Annotated in this window: 13 protein-coding genes; 4 read left to right on the forward strand and 9 right to left on the reverse strand. The window is 52.7% G+C overall.

The annotated features are described in order from the left end of the window. Positions 1–7 precede the first annotated feature (7 nt). The 6 genes from RJP21_RS15615 to RJP21_RS15640 form a co-directional block, all read right to left on the reverse strand. Complete coding sequence (locus RJP21_RS15615) at positions 8–916, reverse strand: carbohydrate ABC transporter permease (protein WP_310860081.1); 909 nt, start codon at positions 914–916, stop codon at positions 8–10. A 1-nt stretch (position 917) separates the two neighbouring features. Then, a complete protein-coding gene (locus RJP21_RS15620; protein WP_373309160.1) occupies positions 918–1829 on the reverse strand; it encodes a carbohydrate ABC transporter permease in 912 nt (303 codons plus the stop codon). Positions 1830–1896: 67 nt separating this feature from the next. Continuing rightward, positions 1897–4890 carry an extracellular solute-binding protein gene (locus tag RJP21_RS15625; protein ID WP_310860082.1) on the reverse strand — a complete coding sequence of 998 codons (2994 nt, stop codon included), beginning with the start codon at positions 4888–4890 and terminating at the stop codon, positions 1897–1899. A gap of 12 nt (positions 4891–4902) precedes the next feature. Further along, positions 4903–6021, reverse strand: a complete 1119-nt coding sequence (locus RJP21_RS15630) for an ABC transporter ATP-binding protein (protein ID WP_310860083.1) — start codon at positions 6019–6021, stop codon at positions 4903–4905. A gap of 124 nt (positions 6022–6145) precedes the next feature. Beyond that, on the reverse strand, positions 6146–6970 hold the full coding sequence (locus RJP21_RS15635; RefSeq protein ID WP_310860084.1) for a MerR family transcriptional regulator: 825 nt from the start codon (positions 6968–6970) through the stop codon (positions 6146–6148). Between the two features lie 8 nt (positions 6971–6978). Next, positions 6979–7830, reverse strand: coding sequence for an Hsp33 family molecular chaperone HslO (locus RJP21_RS15640; RefSeq protein WP_310860085.1), 852 nt, complete (start codon positions 7828–7830; stop codon positions 6979–6981). A gap of 188 nt (positions 7831–8018) precedes the next feature. Here RJP21_RS15640 and RJP21_RS15645 point away from each other — a divergent pair, with 188 nt between their 5' ends. The 4 genes from RJP21_RS15645 to RJP21_RS15660 all read left to right on the forward strand — a co-directional run bounded on the left by RJP21_RS15645 (position 8019) and on the right by RJP21_RS15660 (position 10514). Then, entirely contained in the window at positions 8019–8447 is a 429-nt protein-coding gene (locus RJP21_RS15645) for a MerR family transcriptional regulator (protein ID WP_310860273.1), read from the forward strand. Then, complete coding sequence (locus tag RJP21_RS15650) at positions 8444–9079, forward strand: NADPH-dependent F420 reductase (protein ID WP_310860086.1); 636 nt, start codon at positions 8444–8446, stop codon at positions 9077–9079. The genes RJP21_RS15645 and RJP21_RS15650 overlap by 4 nt, the downstream gene beginning before the upstream one ends. 208 nt (positions 9080–9287) lie before the next feature. Next, positions 9288–10019, forward strand: a complete 732-nt coding sequence (locus RJP21_RS15655; protein WP_310860087.1) for an MORN repeat-containing protein — start codon at positions 9288–9290, stop codon at positions 10017–10019. 144 nt (positions 10020–10163) lie between these two features. Further along, positions 10164–10514 (forward strand): DUF2512 family protein, encoded by a 351-nt coding sequence (locus RJP21_RS15660; protein WP_310860088.1) that lies wholly within the window; start codon positions 10164–10166, stop codon positions 10512–10514. 148 nt (positions 10515–10662) lie between these two features. Here RJP21_RS15660 and RJP21_RS15665 read toward each other — a convergent pair whose 3' ends face one another. The 3 genes from RJP21_RS15665 to RJP21_RS15675 form a co-directional block, all read right to left on the reverse strand. Continuing rightward, positions 10663–15648 (reverse strand): DUF4132 domain-containing protein, encoded by a 4986-nt coding sequence (locus tag RJP21_RS15665; protein WP_310860089.1) that lies wholly within the window; start codon positions 15646–15648, stop codon positions 10663–10665. A 19-nt stretch (positions 15649–15667) separates the two neighbouring features. Beyond that, positions 15668–16084, reverse strand: a complete 417-nt coding sequence (locus RJP21_RS15670) for a hypothetical protein (RefSeq protein WP_310860090.1) — start codon at positions 16082–16084, stop codon at positions 15668–15670. Positions 16085–16160: 76 nt separating this feature from the next. After that, complete coding sequence (locus tag RJP21_RS15675) at positions 16161–17459, reverse strand: DUF1963 domain-containing protein (protein ID WP_310860091.1); 1299 nt, start codon at positions 17457–17459, stop codon at positions 16161–16163. Positions 17460–17480: the final 21 nt, after the last annotated feature.

The raw sequence follows: 17480 nt of genomic DNA on the forward strand, positions 1-17480 counted from the left end.
CGTTACCCTACTTGATGCCCGAATGGGCCATCGTCTGAATGACTTTCCGCTGCGACAGCAGGAAGATGATCAGGTTCGGCATAAAAATGATCAATGATGCCGCGGCTGCGACTCCTTGGCGCGCTACCGTATTCGCCAGATTGGATGTAAGCGATTCCACGTAAAACGGCAGCGTCTTCATCGCGTCGTCCTGCATAAAAAGCGCGGAAGTTTCCGAATTGCTCCATGCGGTTTGAAACGACAAGATCGTAATCGTCGCCATCGCCGGCGTGACGATCGGCAGGATCATCCGGACGAGCAGCTGCCACTCGGTTGCTCCGTCAAGCTTCGCCGCTTCCAGCAGCTCATCCGGCACTTGATCCATAAACTGCTTCAGCAAAAACACGCCGACGGGCAATGCAAGGATCGGCAGCACATGCCCCCAATAGGTGTTCATGATCCCCAAGGACTTGACGACGATATAACGCGGAATGCCCATCGTTTCCACGGAGATCATGATCGACAGCAGAATGACGCCGAATACGAACTTCCGCCCCGGGAACGGATGTTTTGCCAGCGGATAGGCGCACAAGGCTCCCAGGATGACCATGCCGACCGTTGAAAGCAACGTGACCACGATGCTGTTGAAAATAAACCGGGTCACCGGGAGAAACGTGTCCTGCGTCGCGTGAAGCAGGTCGGCAAAGTTCTGCGTCGTCGGCTCGCGGACGAAAAACGTCGGCGGAAACAGAAACAGCTCGTGCAGCGGCTTGAACGCATGGTTGAAAATAAAAACGAGGGGCAGAAGCATAAATACGGCAAGAAGCGTCAGCAGAACAAGCAAAAAGATTTGCGTTTTGTCCATGCTGCGGAAATCGCTCCGGTACAAAGACCATGATCTGGCCATGGATTGCCGCATTTTTTTCAGCAGCGTCATGCTATTCATCCTCCTTCGGCCCAAGCAGCATCCACAGGAATCGGCTTAGAAGGACGGTTAAAATGAGCAGAACGATCGAGATGGCGCTCGCGTAACCCAGCTCAAGCCTCGTAAAGCCGAAATCCTCGATATGATTCATGAATAGCTGTCCCGAATAATCCGGCGTCGGGTTCATCCCGGACAGCTGCGTTCCGATGCCGCCGGATTTTAACGTCCCGACGATCGCCATGACCGCGGCAAACAACATCTGCGGTTTCATCATCGGAACGGTAATGTACCAGATTTCCTGCAAGCGGCTGGAAATGCCGTCGATCCTCCCCGCTTCGTACAGCGTGCGGTCGACGTTCAGAATGCCCGCCAGAATGGCGAGGAATCCCAGACCCATGCTGGACCAGATCGACACGACGATCATGATGCCCAGCAGGTAGTCCTTATCGATCGTTAACAGCACGGGCTGATCGATAAACCCCCATTTCAGCAGGAAGCTGTTGATATAACCGGTACGATCCCCCGTAAACATAACCTGCCATACGACGACCATCGCAATCCCGCCCGTCAGGGAAGGCGCGTACATCGCAAGCGCGTACCAAACGCGAAGGGTGCCCGGAAGCTGGGCGATCAGCCACGCGAGGACAAAAGCCAGAATATATCCGATCGGCCCTACGAATAAGGCAAACTTGAAGGAATTCGGGATGACGTGCTGCAGGAAAATGACGTCCTGCGAAAATAAATTTTGATAATTCATCCACCCGGCCCACTTCGGGAACTCGATCGAGTTGAAATACGTAAAACTGAGGGCGACTCCCGTAATAACCGGAATGATAATAAATAAACTGAACACGATGAGGAATGGCGCGATAAAGAGATAGGAAAGCCGGAACTTCCATATTTCTCTCATCTTGTCCTGCAGCATCCGGCCGAGCTGACCCTTCAGCTTCGGGTTTCGCGCCGCCGCCGGCTGCCGGACGACCCGGGTCGCTTCATTCGACAAGCTGATCCACTCCTTCCCATGGTTTATCCATATGCGGAAGATCCAGCGACTTCAGCGCTTCGCCGTTCGGCCCCGCGATCCCGAACTCCTGCTGCTTCCGCGCGAGCTCGCGGTTGATTTCCTTGATCGCTTTTTCGAGCGAAATGCGGGGATTTTCCGCGTCCACGACCGTCCGGTTCCAGGCGAACCCGATCTCGCGGTCGGTCATATACCCGCCCGGGACTTGAGGAACTTCCTTGGTCCACTGCCACTGCTCCAGAATGACGTTCAAGTCCTGCGGCTTCCACGGCATTTGCGCGAAAGCCCGCACATTGGCCGTATTCCAGCGGAACGTTTCACCGTAATACTGCTCTAGATTGAGCCCAAACTCCGTTTGAACCTCGGCAGACATATACCACTGGAGGAATTTCCAGGCATCCTGCTGCTTTTCAGGCACGGTGCTCTTGAACAGCATGGCGTTGGTCGGATTGGCGCCCCCTGACCAGCGCACCACGCTACCGTCTTCCCGCTTCGTCCCCGGAATCGGGGCGATCGCCCAATCGTTGGCGATTTCCGGCGCAGCCACGAGCAGCTGGATGTACATATTAAAATCGGAAATGCCGATCGGAATGTCCCCGCGCCGGAACTGGTTGTAGAAGCTCTGCACGACGCGCTCCAGCCCTTGAACGTTGTAGAAATCCGTCCACATTTTGTACGATTTGAACGCATCCGGCGTATCCAGCCCGGTTTTTAAGCCGTTCGCCGTATAAAGATTGACGTTGTTCTGGAACAGAATCGGCGTATAATCCACGGGGTCCATGTAGAAGTTGTAATGATTTTGCAGCAGCGTCGGCAGGGCCGTGTAAACGTCGTCCCACGTATCCGGCACCTTCAAGCCCAACTGATCCAGAATGTCTTTTCGGTAAAACAAAACTTTGAACCTTACCGTTTCCGGCACCCCGTAATAACCGCCGTCATAATACAGCGGCTGCAGCATGCCCGGATTAAACGAAGAGAAAAACTCATCCGCGCCGGGAAGCTTGCTTAAATCAAGCGCCGCATTGCGCAGCGCCATATCGAACGGAACGTTGGCCGGGACCCCCAAAGCGACGTCGGGCATCATGCCGGACGCATTGGCAAGCGTGAGCATTTGCGGATTCTGGATCATGTTGATATGTACCTTGATCCCCGTCTCCGGCGTGAACCGGTCATTGACCAGGCGCTGCAGTTCGTCCACGTAGTCCCGTCCCCAAACCATCCAAACTTCGAGCACATTTTCGTCTTGGGCTTTCGTCGTCGAACCTTTTCCAAAAGAATAAAATAAGGATTGGAACATACCGCCCGTTTTTTGCCAAAAATTAGACGTCATGCCCGGCAATTGTTCGTCCAGAGGGGCAAGGAACAACTGGTCCAGCTGCAGCGGGCTATCCATCAGAAGGGATCGGTTCGATTCGAGCGATTCCTGCACCGAAGCGATGCGCTCCTTCGCATAAGGAATTTGGTTCGGTCTATTCAGGATGCTTTTCAGATCGGCGGCCCCGTTTTTCAGCATTTGCGCCACGTTATCTGTTTTCGGGTTGATGCCCTTCATTTGGTTTTGCAAGGAAACGAATTGTTCGCGGATCCGTTCCAGCCGTTCGATTAACCCCGGAATATCCTTTTCGACGTTCCAAACCCTGTATTTGTCTTCCCGGTTGCCGGTGGCCATCCGAAGCTCCAGCAAAATGGACCGCAGCTCTTTGGATATATGGTCCATCTCGATCATCATGGGCATATAAGGCTCGTAATGGGCTTCCATGGACAAGGTGTGTTTGCCTTTGGTTAGGTAAAAAGCAAACGGTTTGCCTTCCGAGTCCGCGAGCGTCATTCCTTTCCAATCCGAATCATAAGGGAATTGAACGTTTTTCATTTCCTGGAAAGGAATGCTGCCGTCGATATATAAACTGCGGAAAACCGCCATGTTTTTCATGCCGTTCTGATTGACCCGCATCGCCAGTTTATACAGCCCGGTCTCCGGCACGTCGATCGTCCAGTCGACCGATTGTCCGCCCTCCATCCACCTTGAGCCTCCCAACGTGTTGTAGGCGATGGAGCCGATCGATTTGGGATGCGACGCGGGATCGCGGTCATACACGTTTTGAATGGATGTCGAGTTTTTCTGATCGTAATGCTCCGCCTCGATGACGACCGGAGTGCCAACGCGAACCGCATCCGCCGGATATGTCGACTTGACTTCCGCATACGCTGGCAATTCTTCGGCAGGTTTGATCGTCATTTCGTGCAGCGCGACGGGCTGCTGCAGCACTTGCAGGCGGATCGTGTTTTTCCCCTGTTTCAAATGCCACTGGAGGGGAAGGGCGTACGCTCCGTTCGATTCCCGGAAAGCCGTCTTTTTCCAGCCGGGGACTTCTTCGACCTGGGCGCGCAGCTGATTTCCAGATTCGTCGTACCGTTCTCGCTCAACGTCCCGGTAGTAACGCTCCAGTACGATGGATCTCGCCTCGTTGAACGGGTATTCCCCGTTGACGAACACCGAAAGCAGCACGGGTTGGCGATTGCCTCCGTCGTTCACGGACAGCGGGTAATAATCGGCCCAAATCTCATACAGCCCTTCCCGGGCCACATCGACTTCGTACTCCACCCATCCGCGCTGGCCCGACCAGACAAGCGATTCGGGTTTCCCTTCGAACGTTTCGACTTTAAGGCCGGCATCGTCGGATTTGGCGGTGAACGCCGACGCACGCAGCGTTTGCTCGGATGTTCCCTTCGATATGCCCGCTTTTTGCCATGCTTGAAGCCGTTCCAAATAATAGGGTTCGATCGCCCCCTCTTGGCCTGCTTGCTCGACGTCTGATGCTTCCTTTTTTTGCTGGGATCCGGTCGGTTCGGCATATGCAGAAGGCTGATGACCGAAAGGTTGCGGCTTGATGAGGCTGATGGCTGCCGCCAGCAGCAAACCGACGATGATGGAGCGTTTTCTCCACTTATGCATGCTGTGTTTCACGTCTGCACCCCCTTATTTCGTCAGGAGCATTTCGGTATCTTTGTGGAAAAACAAAGCCTTATCCATATTGACCGCCGCGGTAACCAAACTCCCGTCATCGCAGCGGATGCCCTCGTTCGCGCGGATGACGAGCCGGCGATCCTGCTTGATGTCAATATGGTAATAACGGTCGGAGCCGACGAATTCATTGAACTGCAGGACACCTGTAACCAGGGATTTCGAGGAAGCCTCGATCCGGTGCGGTTCAAAGCTGATATGCTCGGGGCGTATCCCCAGGATAATCTCCCGGTCTGCCATATGGAGCGACCGCAATGTGCCGGCTTGCGCAGGCGGTACGGTCAAGTCAAAGCGGTTCGTATAAAACTGCAATTCCCCGTCCCGCTCCTGGAGCTTGCCTTTGATGAAATTCATCGGCGGATTCCCGATAAAGTTGGCCACGAACATATTCACGGGTTTGTTATAGATCACTTCCGGCGAATCGACTTGCTGGATAATTCCCCGGTTCATAACGACCACCCGATCCCCCATCGTCATCGCCTCGATCTGGTCATGGGTAACGTAAATCGTCGTCACTTCGATTTTGCGGTGCAAATTGATGATCTCCGAGCGCATCTGCACGCGCAGTTTGGCATCCAAATTCGAAAGCGGCTCATCCATGAGAAACACTTGCGGCGTCCGTACGATGGCCCGGCCTAACGCCACCCGTTGACGCTGTCCGCCGGACAGTTCCCTCGGCTTCCGATTCAAAAAATTTTCGATTTCAAGCACGCGGGCCGCCCTCTTCACGGCAAGGTCGATTTCATGTTTAGGCAGCTTCCGCAAGCGAAGGCCGAAGGCGATGTTCTCATACACGCTCATATTCGGATACAGCGCATAGTTTTGAAAAACCATGGAGATATCCCTGTCCTTTGGGGGAATATCGTTGACCAGCTTGTCGCCGATATAAATCTCGCCGTCGGATACGTCTTCCAAACCCGCCAGCATGCGCAGCGTCGTGGACTTTCCGCAGCCGGACGGACCCACCAGGACGATGAATTCCGTATCCTCCACGTTCAAATTGAAATCGCTTACAGCAATCTCTTTGTATTTTCCATATCGCTTGTAAACCTGATTGAATAGAATGTTGGCCACTGGCGATCCCTCCCGATTTATGCCCATTATAAGGGGGAGGCTGTTAATTTGGTGTTAATAAAGGTTTAAGCGATTATATTTTGGAACATAAAAAGGAAGCCGATTTCGGCTCCTCCAGTTCGGCTTATTCATTTGTTAACTTCTGATCGCCGTCTTCATCGTTAGACATGCCGCAGATCACGTCGGCCCTGCCTTCCCCTTTTTCATTCGCGTCAATTGCTTGCATTGCCCGCTGTAAATATTGAAACAACTCCGGGGTTAGCCCGTATTGAAGAACATTTTGTTTGCTTCCGGCATGATCGGCATGGAACGTATATGCGGCATTAATGATATCCGGATCATTGCCGGTTACGGTTTTCACAAAACGTTGCCAGTAGTCCGCCAGCGCTTTTACTTCGGGATCTTCTACCGGCAGCTTGTTGCTTCGGCATTTCTCCAACCGGGATATGAAGCTCCGCCACCCTTCCTTTAAATCCCGTTCCTCTTCGGGCGGAATCGATCGATAAACTTCTTTGATTTGCGCGATTTGTTCATCCGTTAGATAAAACCTCGTGTTCATCTGCATCATGACGACAATTTCGACAAGATCGCTTACGGACGGGGATTTTTGCGCGCGCAGCATGGTTTGGACTTCTTTCAGCGAATCGCAAAGCTTTTGCTGCCATTGCAGCATTTTCGTCGCCTTTTTCAATTGCAAATCAATCAAAAACAGCGGGTTCACGGAAACCGAATGCATCAGGTCCCGAATCTCTTCGAGACTGAATCCGAAATCTTTTAGCGCTATAATGTGGTATAACTTCTTGAGGTCTTCTTCGTCGTATAACCGGTGTCCGCCTTCCGTCATATGGCCGGGAATCAGCACCCCAATCTGATGGTAGTGATGCAGCGTTCGGACCGAAACGCCGACCATTTTAGCCAAATCGCCGATTTTCATGTACTCTTGTTCCATTGCGCATCTTATCCTTTCCCCATGAGAGCAAGCAAGTCCCTGCTGTTATATACGTATGTTTTGCCGCAGGTGCTGCATCCGATCTCGATTTCCTGGTTCTTGTCGATCGCCTGATTCAATTCTTCCATGCCCAATCCGAACAGCAAGCCGATCAAAGCATCTTTGGAACATCCGCAAAAAAGCCGCACGGTGCCAAATTCCATGACATCGGCGTCCGGGAACAACGTTTTTAATGTCTGTGGGTCCATTGGCAAGGACGCAGCCTTGAATTTCTCCCGGCTTTCATCCATCCGACTTGCCCACTTTTCGAACAACCCGTTTCCTGCAAACGGCAGCAGTTGAAACAGCATGCCGCGGCTAAAAGCGACGTTACCGTTTTTGTCCGTGCCATAATCATAACGAAAAAAAGTTTCCACCTGTTCGCTTTGCAAGAAAAAATGGGAGAAATCGTCCGTAATGTTGGCGTGCGGCATATCGACGGCACTGGTATACATCGCCCCCATTCCGATATCTTTCGTGATCCGGATCACGCCTTTGTCCCCGATCAGTTCCGGGATCGTCACGGGTTTTTGCTTGATGAATGTATCGCTGGCGTAACCCCTGACATTGCCCTCCGAATCAACATCGCAATGAATATATGCGGAAGGCACCGACGTGTCGATGCGGATGCTTAACCGCTGACCATCCTTCAGTAAACCGCAAACCAGACTCGATAGCGTAAAACTCGCAGCCAACGCTTCCGCGCATACGGGATGTATGGGACGCTCGCCGATCAGCTCGCGCATCATGAACGTGTTGTCCAGATACAAAATTCTGGCTTGTTTGTCCGTAGTCATCAATTTTGCAATTGTCGCTTTCATCTCTGGTGCTCCTTTCTTCTTTCGTACCATCATACAACCTAACGTTACGTCAGATTCAAGAGTGAATTTGATTGTTTATGGAATAGAGGTCTTGGAGCACCTGTTCAATCTTTCTTTTTTTGTTCTCAGCTGTTGACTTGGAGTTAACTCCAGCGATTAAAATACGGATAAAGGAGGCGACCCATTTGGTGTATACGATCCGGCAAGCTGCCGAAGTTACGGGCTTTAGCCCTGATACGCTGCGATATTACGAAAAGATCGGCTTGTTGAACTCTCCCAGTAGGGGGCCGGGCGATGTACGGCAATACAGTGATGATGACGTCAAGCAGTTGACGTCGATCCACTGTCTGAAGAAAACCGGATTATCCCTGGAAGATTTGAAGGAATTTATTCAGAATGGCGAATGTTATAAGAGTTCTTCCAATGTGTTAACCGATGAGGATCTTCGGAAAATATTAAGCCGCAGAGATATTCTTTCCAAGCATCTGGAAAACATGGAGCGCCAATATCAGGAGTTGAAAACCATCATCGACCGTACCAAAGCGAATTTGGAGTATTATAACGAAATACTGAATGAAGAACCAAAAACAGTCATGGAAAAGGAGTCTTTCAAATGAAAATCGCATCGATTGGTACAGGGAATATGGGCGGGACGTTAGGAAAACGATGGGCCGAAGCCGGTCATGAAGTGATGTTCGGATCACGCGAGCCCCACAGCGACCGCATTCGAACACTGCTTCAAGCCGCTGGATCAAAGGCTCAGGCGGGAACGGTGCAGGAAGCGATTGCTTTCGGCGATGTTATTTTGCTGGCCGTTATGTTTGACGAAGCCGAACGGATCCTAAGCACGGCTGGCGATCTAAGCGGCAAAATTCTCATCAACTGCACGAACCGCTTTGACGGAAAATCAGCGGATGCGGAGGTGCTTCGGCTTGCCCAAAACGCGCGCGTTGTAAGGGCTTTTCACACGCTGCCGTGGGAAGTGATCGCGAATCCTCAATTTGGGCAGATAAACGCGACCGCATTTCTGAGCGGAATGCATTCCGAAGCCAACGAGACCGTCGCCCAATTAATGCAGGAAATCAGCCTTGATCCGGTCGACGTAGGGGATTCGGTAAACATGGAAAAGATCGACGCCGCTATAGGCGCGCTTTGGGGCATTCTTTCGCCGCAGTTTGGGCGGGATTTCGGAATTCGGGTGTTGCGACGCGAGAGCATAGAGAACGAAAACGTCCGTTTACTTTCATAAAAGATTAGAAAAGACGATTGTAAGCTTTCATACCCGTTACCCTCATTGCTGAAATTTGCTGAAAAATTCCAACTTGACCGGCAACTTCCCACGCTCGAAATGCGTATATAAAATGAGTCGCCGGGATCGTTCCGTCTCATCATCATGCAAGACGATCCCGCGACTATCAGGCATACATCATTCTTATCCTTGAAAGGGTGCTTTACACATGAAGAAATTGACGGCATTATCCTTATCCATGGCGCTGTGCGCATCATTGACAACCGCTTCCCTCGCTGCAAGTTCCATCCCGGCGAAGGCCGAGGCAGCCAAAGAATGGGTGAAATTACCGAATCAAGCCTCTTATTACGGCGAGGTCAAAAACGGAATTCCGAACGGACGCGGAACCATTCAATGGGGCGAAGGAAAACAATATTCCGGCGAATTCGTCAACGGCAAACGCGAAGGCTCGGGAAAATATATTAACGAGTACGTTCAGGACGGCGAAAACCATAAAGTCGTATACTCCGGTACATGGAAACAAGACAAAATGAGCGGTCAAGGAACGTTGACCCACAAAGTAACCCAGGAAGACGGATCAGTCCGCTGGAACGAAATTCAAACCGGCACCTTCAGCGGCGGCGTACTTCAAACCGGTTACAACGTGATCCATGCGCTGGCGGACCCGGATTACAGCTTCACCTACAAAAGTCCGAATGAAACGTTGAACATTCTTAACAGCAACGTTAACATGAAAGCCATGTTTAAAAAAGGGCAAATGTTCAGCGCCGATTACCGCAGCGGCTCCGTTCACCACGCCTATAGCATATTCCCTGTGGATACCAAAGCGGAACAGCGCAAATACGATGCGGCCCTAAAATATTTCCAAAGCCATACCTCCAAATTCAATCCGATTTTGGACGAATTTGAGCGGTTGTCCAAGCAGCTGCCGCTGAAATAAATAGAGAATATAAACTTCAAGTTATGGGAAAAAAAGCCGTGCATTCATATGCGCGGCTTTTTTAGTTGATACGCAAATCACACCATAATACGGGTTATATATGCAACGATTGGATAACCTAACTTTCAGAAGGAGTTGATATGAATGGCAAAGCTTGTTGTCAAGCTGCTGGTTCACGGCGTAATGATTACGACCTTGGTTTATGTGCTGTCGAACGCCACGCTGATTTCCGCGCTGCTCGCTGCACTCGGTATAGGCATCGTTGCTTATTTGCTGGGTGATGTGATGATCCTGCCATTTACCGGAAATACCGTAGCGACCATCGCGGATGCAGGGTTGGTCTTTCTCATGTTATGGATCATTGCCGATGTGACCGGTTGGACGCTGAGCTTCTCCGAAATTTTGCTGATTGCGGTTTTGGCAGGGGTCTTTGAGTACGTTTACCATATCTGGCTTCTCCGGGACGATGCCGGAGTCCGTAGACAACGAGCGTAACAGCCGGCTGAAGGCCTTATGAGACAAAATAGTAATCGGATAAAGGGAAAACTGCGGCTAATTCATCCTCAGCAAATAAAAGCTGTGCCCGAACCGGGGCACAGCTTTTAGCGTTTTCTTATCGATATTCAAAATCCGTGTCCCGTTTTTACAGCTGCATCAGGATTTGCGGATCCTTGATTTTATGGTCTTCAGCCAGCAGCACCACTTTGGACAACACCTCGGCCGTTCTCGGATCCTCATCCAGAAACGGCAGGAACAACCGCCCGCGATGCTGGGAATGCACCGGAATAATGTTTAATGCTCCCTTTCCCTGCTTGAACGCAATGCCGCTGCCCAGATGGACCGCATATTCGCCGAGTTTGCCGGCAATGCGGGCATGGTTGCCGTCCAGCTTCACGTTGTCCAGCTTAAGCAGACGCAGCGACTCTTCCACGATGACTTTCCGCAGCTCGATGGTCGTCAAGCTGGCTTCCGGATCGACCCCTCCCACATGGGCCGTGCTGACAACTAAATCGATGTCGCGCATCGTTTCCGAGAATAAAATCGGCGGGATTCGGTCGACGGCGACGGGTTTATACGTCTTCCGGTCCAAAAACTCGACCGTTTCGAGTGTCGGCGCTTCGCTGTCCGCGGGCGAAAACCAGTCTGCCATTGCATAGACCGTCGCAATGATATTTTCCCGGTAATGCACCTTCTGCAGCCCGGAATCGTAACTGACCGTCCAGCCGCGTCCGCGCAGCAGCGCCACCGTTTTGCTCGGCTGCACCTGGTATCCCGCATATCGCCGCGATCCGGCATGTTCTTTCCGCTCATCTTCATTCACAAGATACAGCTCACGGAACACTTGCTTAAACGGCTGACGGATGCCGCGCTCGAACAAGTCGCGCTGATACACACCCCATTGCCCGCTGTCATACAGATCCACCGGATGGGCGATCGTAAGCTCATTGCTTTCCTCAAGCTTACAGGATTCGCCGCCGGGTTGCTCCAGACGGGATTCGCCATCCTGCCCCACAGCAAAATATCCTAGCCGATCCCCGGCTTTGAATACCAGGGTTTCAACCAGCGGCCGGATCACCGGATTGTGCGCAAGCGCCGCCAATTCTCCCGCCCGGAAGCGGCTTTCCTCTTCCATCGAACGCTCCAGCTCCCTTTTTGCCCGGCGGTACTGGTCGGTCAGCTCCGTTTTCGCTTCCTTCAACTGTTCTACATAACCGTGTTTCTTGAATTTCGCGGGCACCGATTTCAGTTTCTTGCCTTTGCTCGTGATTTCAAGCTCGGTTTTCCCTAACTCGTCGATGGCAAGCGACACGTACGTATCGGAATCGAGCGGCTGCGGTTCGAACAGGCTTCCCAACGTTTCGACCTTGCGTGCCTCCATATCCCAAGTCAACCGAATCACGTCGGCGTAACCCGCGCTGCGGGCAAGGTTGCCGAGCGCGATTTGGGCCGCGGTGCCTTCGCTGGCCCGACGCTGCGCGCCGAAATTCCGGCTTTGCTTGAGGAACAGCTGGATGAAATCATACCTTTCGCGCAAATCTCCCTCACGGTCGCTGCCCAGCGGAATCAGGCTGTAAGCCAGCAAATGGTCTTTGTTCCGCTTTTCCTCGACGGAGCGTTTCATGTCCTCCAGCCGCAGCCGCCCGAGCACAGCGTCCGAAAACAGCTGGGACCGACGGTGGTTGGCTCCGCCCGAAATGTATTTGGCGCAGTCGTACAGCAGCCGGAACCTTTCCTCGCCGAGCGTTCGATACGCCTCTTCGAACCATTTCACGTCAAAAGCCCCATCGTTGAACTCCTGCGGCGTGATCGGCGAATAATGGGCGACGACCGTTTCTTTTTCGGCCGAAAAGCTCTCGTTGATATGCGCATGGAAATACCATGCGGCGCTGCGCAGCCCTTCCCAGCCCAAATATTTGGCGACGATCTCGATCCATTGAGGCGCGTACATCGCGGCTTCGAGCAGGAGCTTGTCCGTGATGCCCGTTCCGGCAAGGAGCTGCTTCAGCTTGCCTTCGTCTTCTCCTTCGCGCGGATAACAAACCTTTAGCAGATGGCTGAACGATTCTTTTTTCGTCGGGTCACCATAGCTGTAGATGTACCCGCGGACAAACGTTTCCCCGTCCAGGCTCGTCAAAATCCGGACAAAAGGCTCCATGCCGTAAATCCGCTGGAAGGACATCGTATACGCGCTTGCTTCCGTTTTTAGGTCGCCGCGCCCCAGCTCGATCTCCAGCAGTCGCGAAACGATCCGTTCCCGCAGCATGGACAGCTTTTCGCTTCCGTTTACCATCGCATGCTGCGGCGAGGTTATTTCCCGCATATAACCGCGGACGTTTCGGCCAAACAGCTCCTTGCAAATCTCGTTTTCTCCGATGAGCCCATCGCGATAGGCCCTCAAAAAGTGGTTTGTATGAAGGATCGAATAATCCCCGTTTCCGTTTTCTTTTCTTGCCAGATCATATTGATATGCCGTCCGGAAGAAAGCCCGGAACGATTCCATGTCATGCACCCGGCTGCGCATGATCGCATACCAAGGATTTGCGGCGACATACAAAACCGGCCGGTCCTGTTCCGGCAGCCGCCTGAAATCGCTCTCCAGCGTTTTTCGCAAGGCGGATTCGGCAAGCCCGTACGTTTCGCTGCGCTCGCTGTCGCCGAAATAAGCGGCCACCAGCGTCTCCACTTGCTCCCTGTAGCGCAATCCCGCCATGATTTCCTGGATTTTCAGGATTTGCCCGAGAGGAATGGTTTGTTCCAGATACTCCTTCCGCCGGCCTTCCAGCAGCAGAGTTTTTCTTAATGGATCGTAGTCGAATGCGCCGGAAAAGTAGCTGTAATACGAATACAGCGTCTTCGTGATATCCTTCAGCAAGATACAGTAATAGAGCTCCATCAGCTCGCTTGATGTCAAGCCGTTTTCCTCGGAATAACGCCGCCACGTTTCCGCCAGCGGATACTGCTCCAACCAGCCTAGTCGGGCAAAATCGTCGGCATCCAGCGGTTCTTGGCGCGGGGCGTACGTCAATGGACTTAACGTGACCCCGATGAGTCTCGTATCTCGCTGGCCGCCGTAATATACAACATCGTATTCGGTATCGCGGTGCTCATGCACAAGATCGTTCAGGCCCCGAAGAAACGCGCCGGCGCGTTCTTCCGAAAGCGAAAAAAGCTGCCCCAGGCTAAAGGAAGAAGTGTCCGGCCGCTCCAGAAGCCATGCCTCGGTTTCCTTCGGGTTATACAGACCAAAACCTTCTTCCTCCGTATATCCCCGCTGCTGCTGCAGCTTGTCCAAAAGCTGCTTCTCTTTGGGCGTCGGGCTCGCGATCACCCCGGCTAAAGGCTGAAGCGACTCGTATGCTTCCGTTCGTTCCCGATCCTCTTTTAACTCCGTCAGCAGTTCCAATCCGGCGAGGCGCTGGAGTTCGCCTTTGGACTTCAGCAGCCGCTCGAGGCTTGAAGCAAGCGATCCGTTCGGTTGTTGCAAAAGAATTGCGATGGCGCTTTGGCGCAGCGACCCCGTTTTCAGCTTCAGCAAACCTTCGACTAGAAGCAGCTCTTCCTCGTTCAGCGTCAGCTTTTTCACCTGGCGGAGCGCATTTTCGCGGTTGGTCATGCTTTTATCGGTCAACGATGAAAATATAAATTCACGCTGCTTTGCCGATTCCGGATTTCCCGTAAAATAGTTAATGAGATCGCCCCGCAAATCCGGGCCCATTTGCCCGCTAAAGCCGATCAGCTCGGCGATCCATGTTTCGTCCATATCGTAGGCTGCCAAATACATCATTTTATGCAGAACCAAGTCGCTCGAATAATGGAAACCGGTAAAATCGAGCACGCCGGATGCGCCGGATTTTTCTTTCACCGGGACCCGCTCCAAAATGGCTTTGAACCGCTCGTATTCCAACGTCCGCGTTTTTTTGTCTTCCAGAACCGGCGTGCGGTTGACTTTCAAAAGACGGTCCTCGATTCCGCCGACCTGCCACTCATATGCATAATCGTATGCGTAGTTCCGCAGCACCCAATACAGCAGCTCCGGATCGGTTTCATCCAGGCATTCCCGGGCAATGGCGAACTTGACCGCGTCGTTTTGGCTGTTCGCCAACACGTACTGGGCCACGATTTTTTGATACCGTTCTCCGGTAACCATCAAATGCCTGATTCGTTCCGGCAAATCCTCTTCCTCATGAACGGCTGCCGCCCACAAGCTCAAATAAACCTGGTTCGCATTCGGGGAAGCCAACCATTCATCGCGCTGCTTCTCGTCGGTTAGTGCCCTGTATGCCTGTTCGAGAAGTTGGCCCGCCACGCGCTGATTGGCCGTCTTAAGCCCCATGCCTGTCCAGGTGCCGAGCGCGCGGACGATGGAGCTGTACCGGATGAGTCCCTGGTCCAGTATGACCTTCAGCAGATGCAAATTAGCCTCAAGCGTGCCCGCATCCATCTGCTCGGCAACGGCCTGGCGCAATCCTTCCTGCAAACGGGCGGCGACCAGAAGCTCGCCGATCATGGCGTAAAGTTCCTTGCGGTGACTCATCAGAATACCCTTGATCATCTCGGGTTTCAGAAGCGCGGTCTGGTTTTCGCCGAAAATGATCTCTCTCAGCGCCTCTTCCGCCCATCCGTCGCCTTGATCCAGCTCGTATGCGATCAAATCCGGGATCACGCGGTTGATCCAATAGATGCGGTCAAATTTGTAGTCCGGTTTCGTCAAATAATCCCGCAGCGAAAAACGCAGCGCTTCTGCGGCAAACAAATGGTTTAGTTTGAAGATCAGGGTGCGGAAATGCACTTCAAGATTGCTGGTACGATACGGCCTGCGGTAATATCCGACGGCATAAGGATACTCGGCCGTATGCTCGGCTATGTACTGGACGATATCCGCGGTTTTCCCGCCCGCCAATATCGAAACGGCTTCCGAAATTGGAGCAAAAAAAGATGGGCCTCGGGTATCGTTCAGTTTTTTCAGGTGATGAAGCACCGCTGTGTATTCGCTGCTCTCCATATCGAAATGAGGCTCGCGGCACAGGCGATAGAGATTTACAGCTAGCTCGTTCCCTTCGTTTCCGGCCTCTTTGGCCCTATCTTCCATTTCCTCCCAGAACGTTTCATCTGGATTTTTGTTTGGCATCGTTTCTCCTCCCTCTCTTTTACCACATGCCGCCTGCAAGCATGGTGAACCGCATGAATACGATATGGTCGCCTTCCTCCAGCGTCAGCGGGTTGTCCAAGTCTTCTGCTTCCGTTTCGTTCACGAATACCCGGTAAAGACCGTCTTCAAAAGCGGCCTTCGCAGCCTCGATCGCCCGCTTGTCATTCGGCAGCCGATCGTCGTAAATCGCGCCGAAACCAACCTTGCCAAGCTCGGCCCGCTCCCCGATCTCCGCTTCCGTCAAATAGGGAATGAGGCTTTTACCGGACTGCCGGCCCTTAAACGACTGCAGGCTGTGTTCCACGACGGCGGCAATCAGCTCTCGGAGAGTATTCGGTACGACAGAAAGCTCGATTTCCTGCATCATGAGCTCTTTGCGTTTTCCCGTCTTTTTAACCTTTGCATAAATCTTCATTTTTTCCCCGCTCCATCCGTTTTGTTCTTACCATGCCGACACTCCCTGTCATTCCTTGGAATCTGAAATGGTACCTCTAACTTTGCTGATACGTTGTCGCCGTCAATTTGTGCTGTGGGCAAACGAACATGTAATAGATGCCTTCCCCGTACTCCTCCAGTTCCGCCAGGTCCAGTTGGCCGATAAAAAGCATGCTGCGCCCGCAGCAGGGGCAGGAAGGATATTCCGCATCCTGAATCCAGCTTGGGTGACCTCCGAGTTGGGACCCGGCCTGGGATAATCCCCAAATAGACGAATAATACGCGGAACGCGGCTCGCAAGATAATGCCAGGTTTGAACCCCATCTCGGATACTCGTCGTTCATTTCTTCCGGAGCAATGTCCCCTAAATATCGCGGCTTCCGGTTATATGTACTCCATGCCGTTTTTCCATTGCTGTCGCAATCCATATAAACCACGCCAAAACAGCCGCAATTCATGCAGGTATCCACCTGCAGGCGGTCCCAAAACCGTTTTAAATGCGCCAGCGAAGGATGCGTAGTCCGGACGTTCATCAGCGTGGTCAACTTCCCTCCGCACCATGGGCAATCCGCCCCGCTTAATTTCAGAAATTCGCCACTGGTTTTTACGGAGTCGGGTGCCGCGGATTCTCCCGTTTGGCGTATAGCATAGCTTCGGCCATAAACCAAGTTCCTTCGTTTCCCGTCAGCGTCAAGCTCCCAGCCTGCATAAAGCGAATAGCTTTCGGGCGGGACGTAAAGCCGCTCCGCCCATACCGGCCGGTTCATGCGCCATGACCGGAACTTTCCAGCCACTTGCTCATCGCCAATCCATCCCAGCACAAGCAAAATTTCATTCCGGTGTTCATCGTCCGATTCCACCCGCTCAATCAGTCTGTCGCGGACAACGGGCCCGGCATCCTTATACAATATTTCGGGGTCGTATATGCCGTGCTCCATCAAGACCGGCAGGCATTTCCCGATATTTTCGTTTCTGTAGCATACCAGCGAGGCGAGGATGTCGCGGCACGTCTCTTCATCGCCCGCCTTCAACAGGCCGAGTGCATGTTCCAGCATTTTTTCGGCGTCTTCCGGCGATAAAGAAACATAGACTTCTTCCTCGCGGAGCGGATAAGGTACGTATTGGACGAGCGGATCGCTATGTTTCGGCGTATGCATCATTTTGAGAATATCCACCGGATCGGTCAGGTTCTCGTAAAGATTCACCGTTTTGCGATGCTTCTCTATGTAAGCCTGCCGTTCTTTCCGCTGCTGTTCCTGACGGCAGGGCATGCAGTATCCGCCCGTTTTGGCCGCCGTGGCAGGCAATATCGTGGCCTTGCAGCCTACGCTTTGGCATGGAATCCGTTCCGTCATCGCTTGTCCCCCCGATTCTAT

Source organism: Paenibacillus sp. VCA1 (assembly GCF_031583795.1).
GTDB classification, from domain to species: domain Bacteria; phylum Bacillota; class Bacilli; order Paenibacillales; family Paenibacillaceae; genus Paenibacillus_AQ; species Paenibacillus_AQ albilobatus.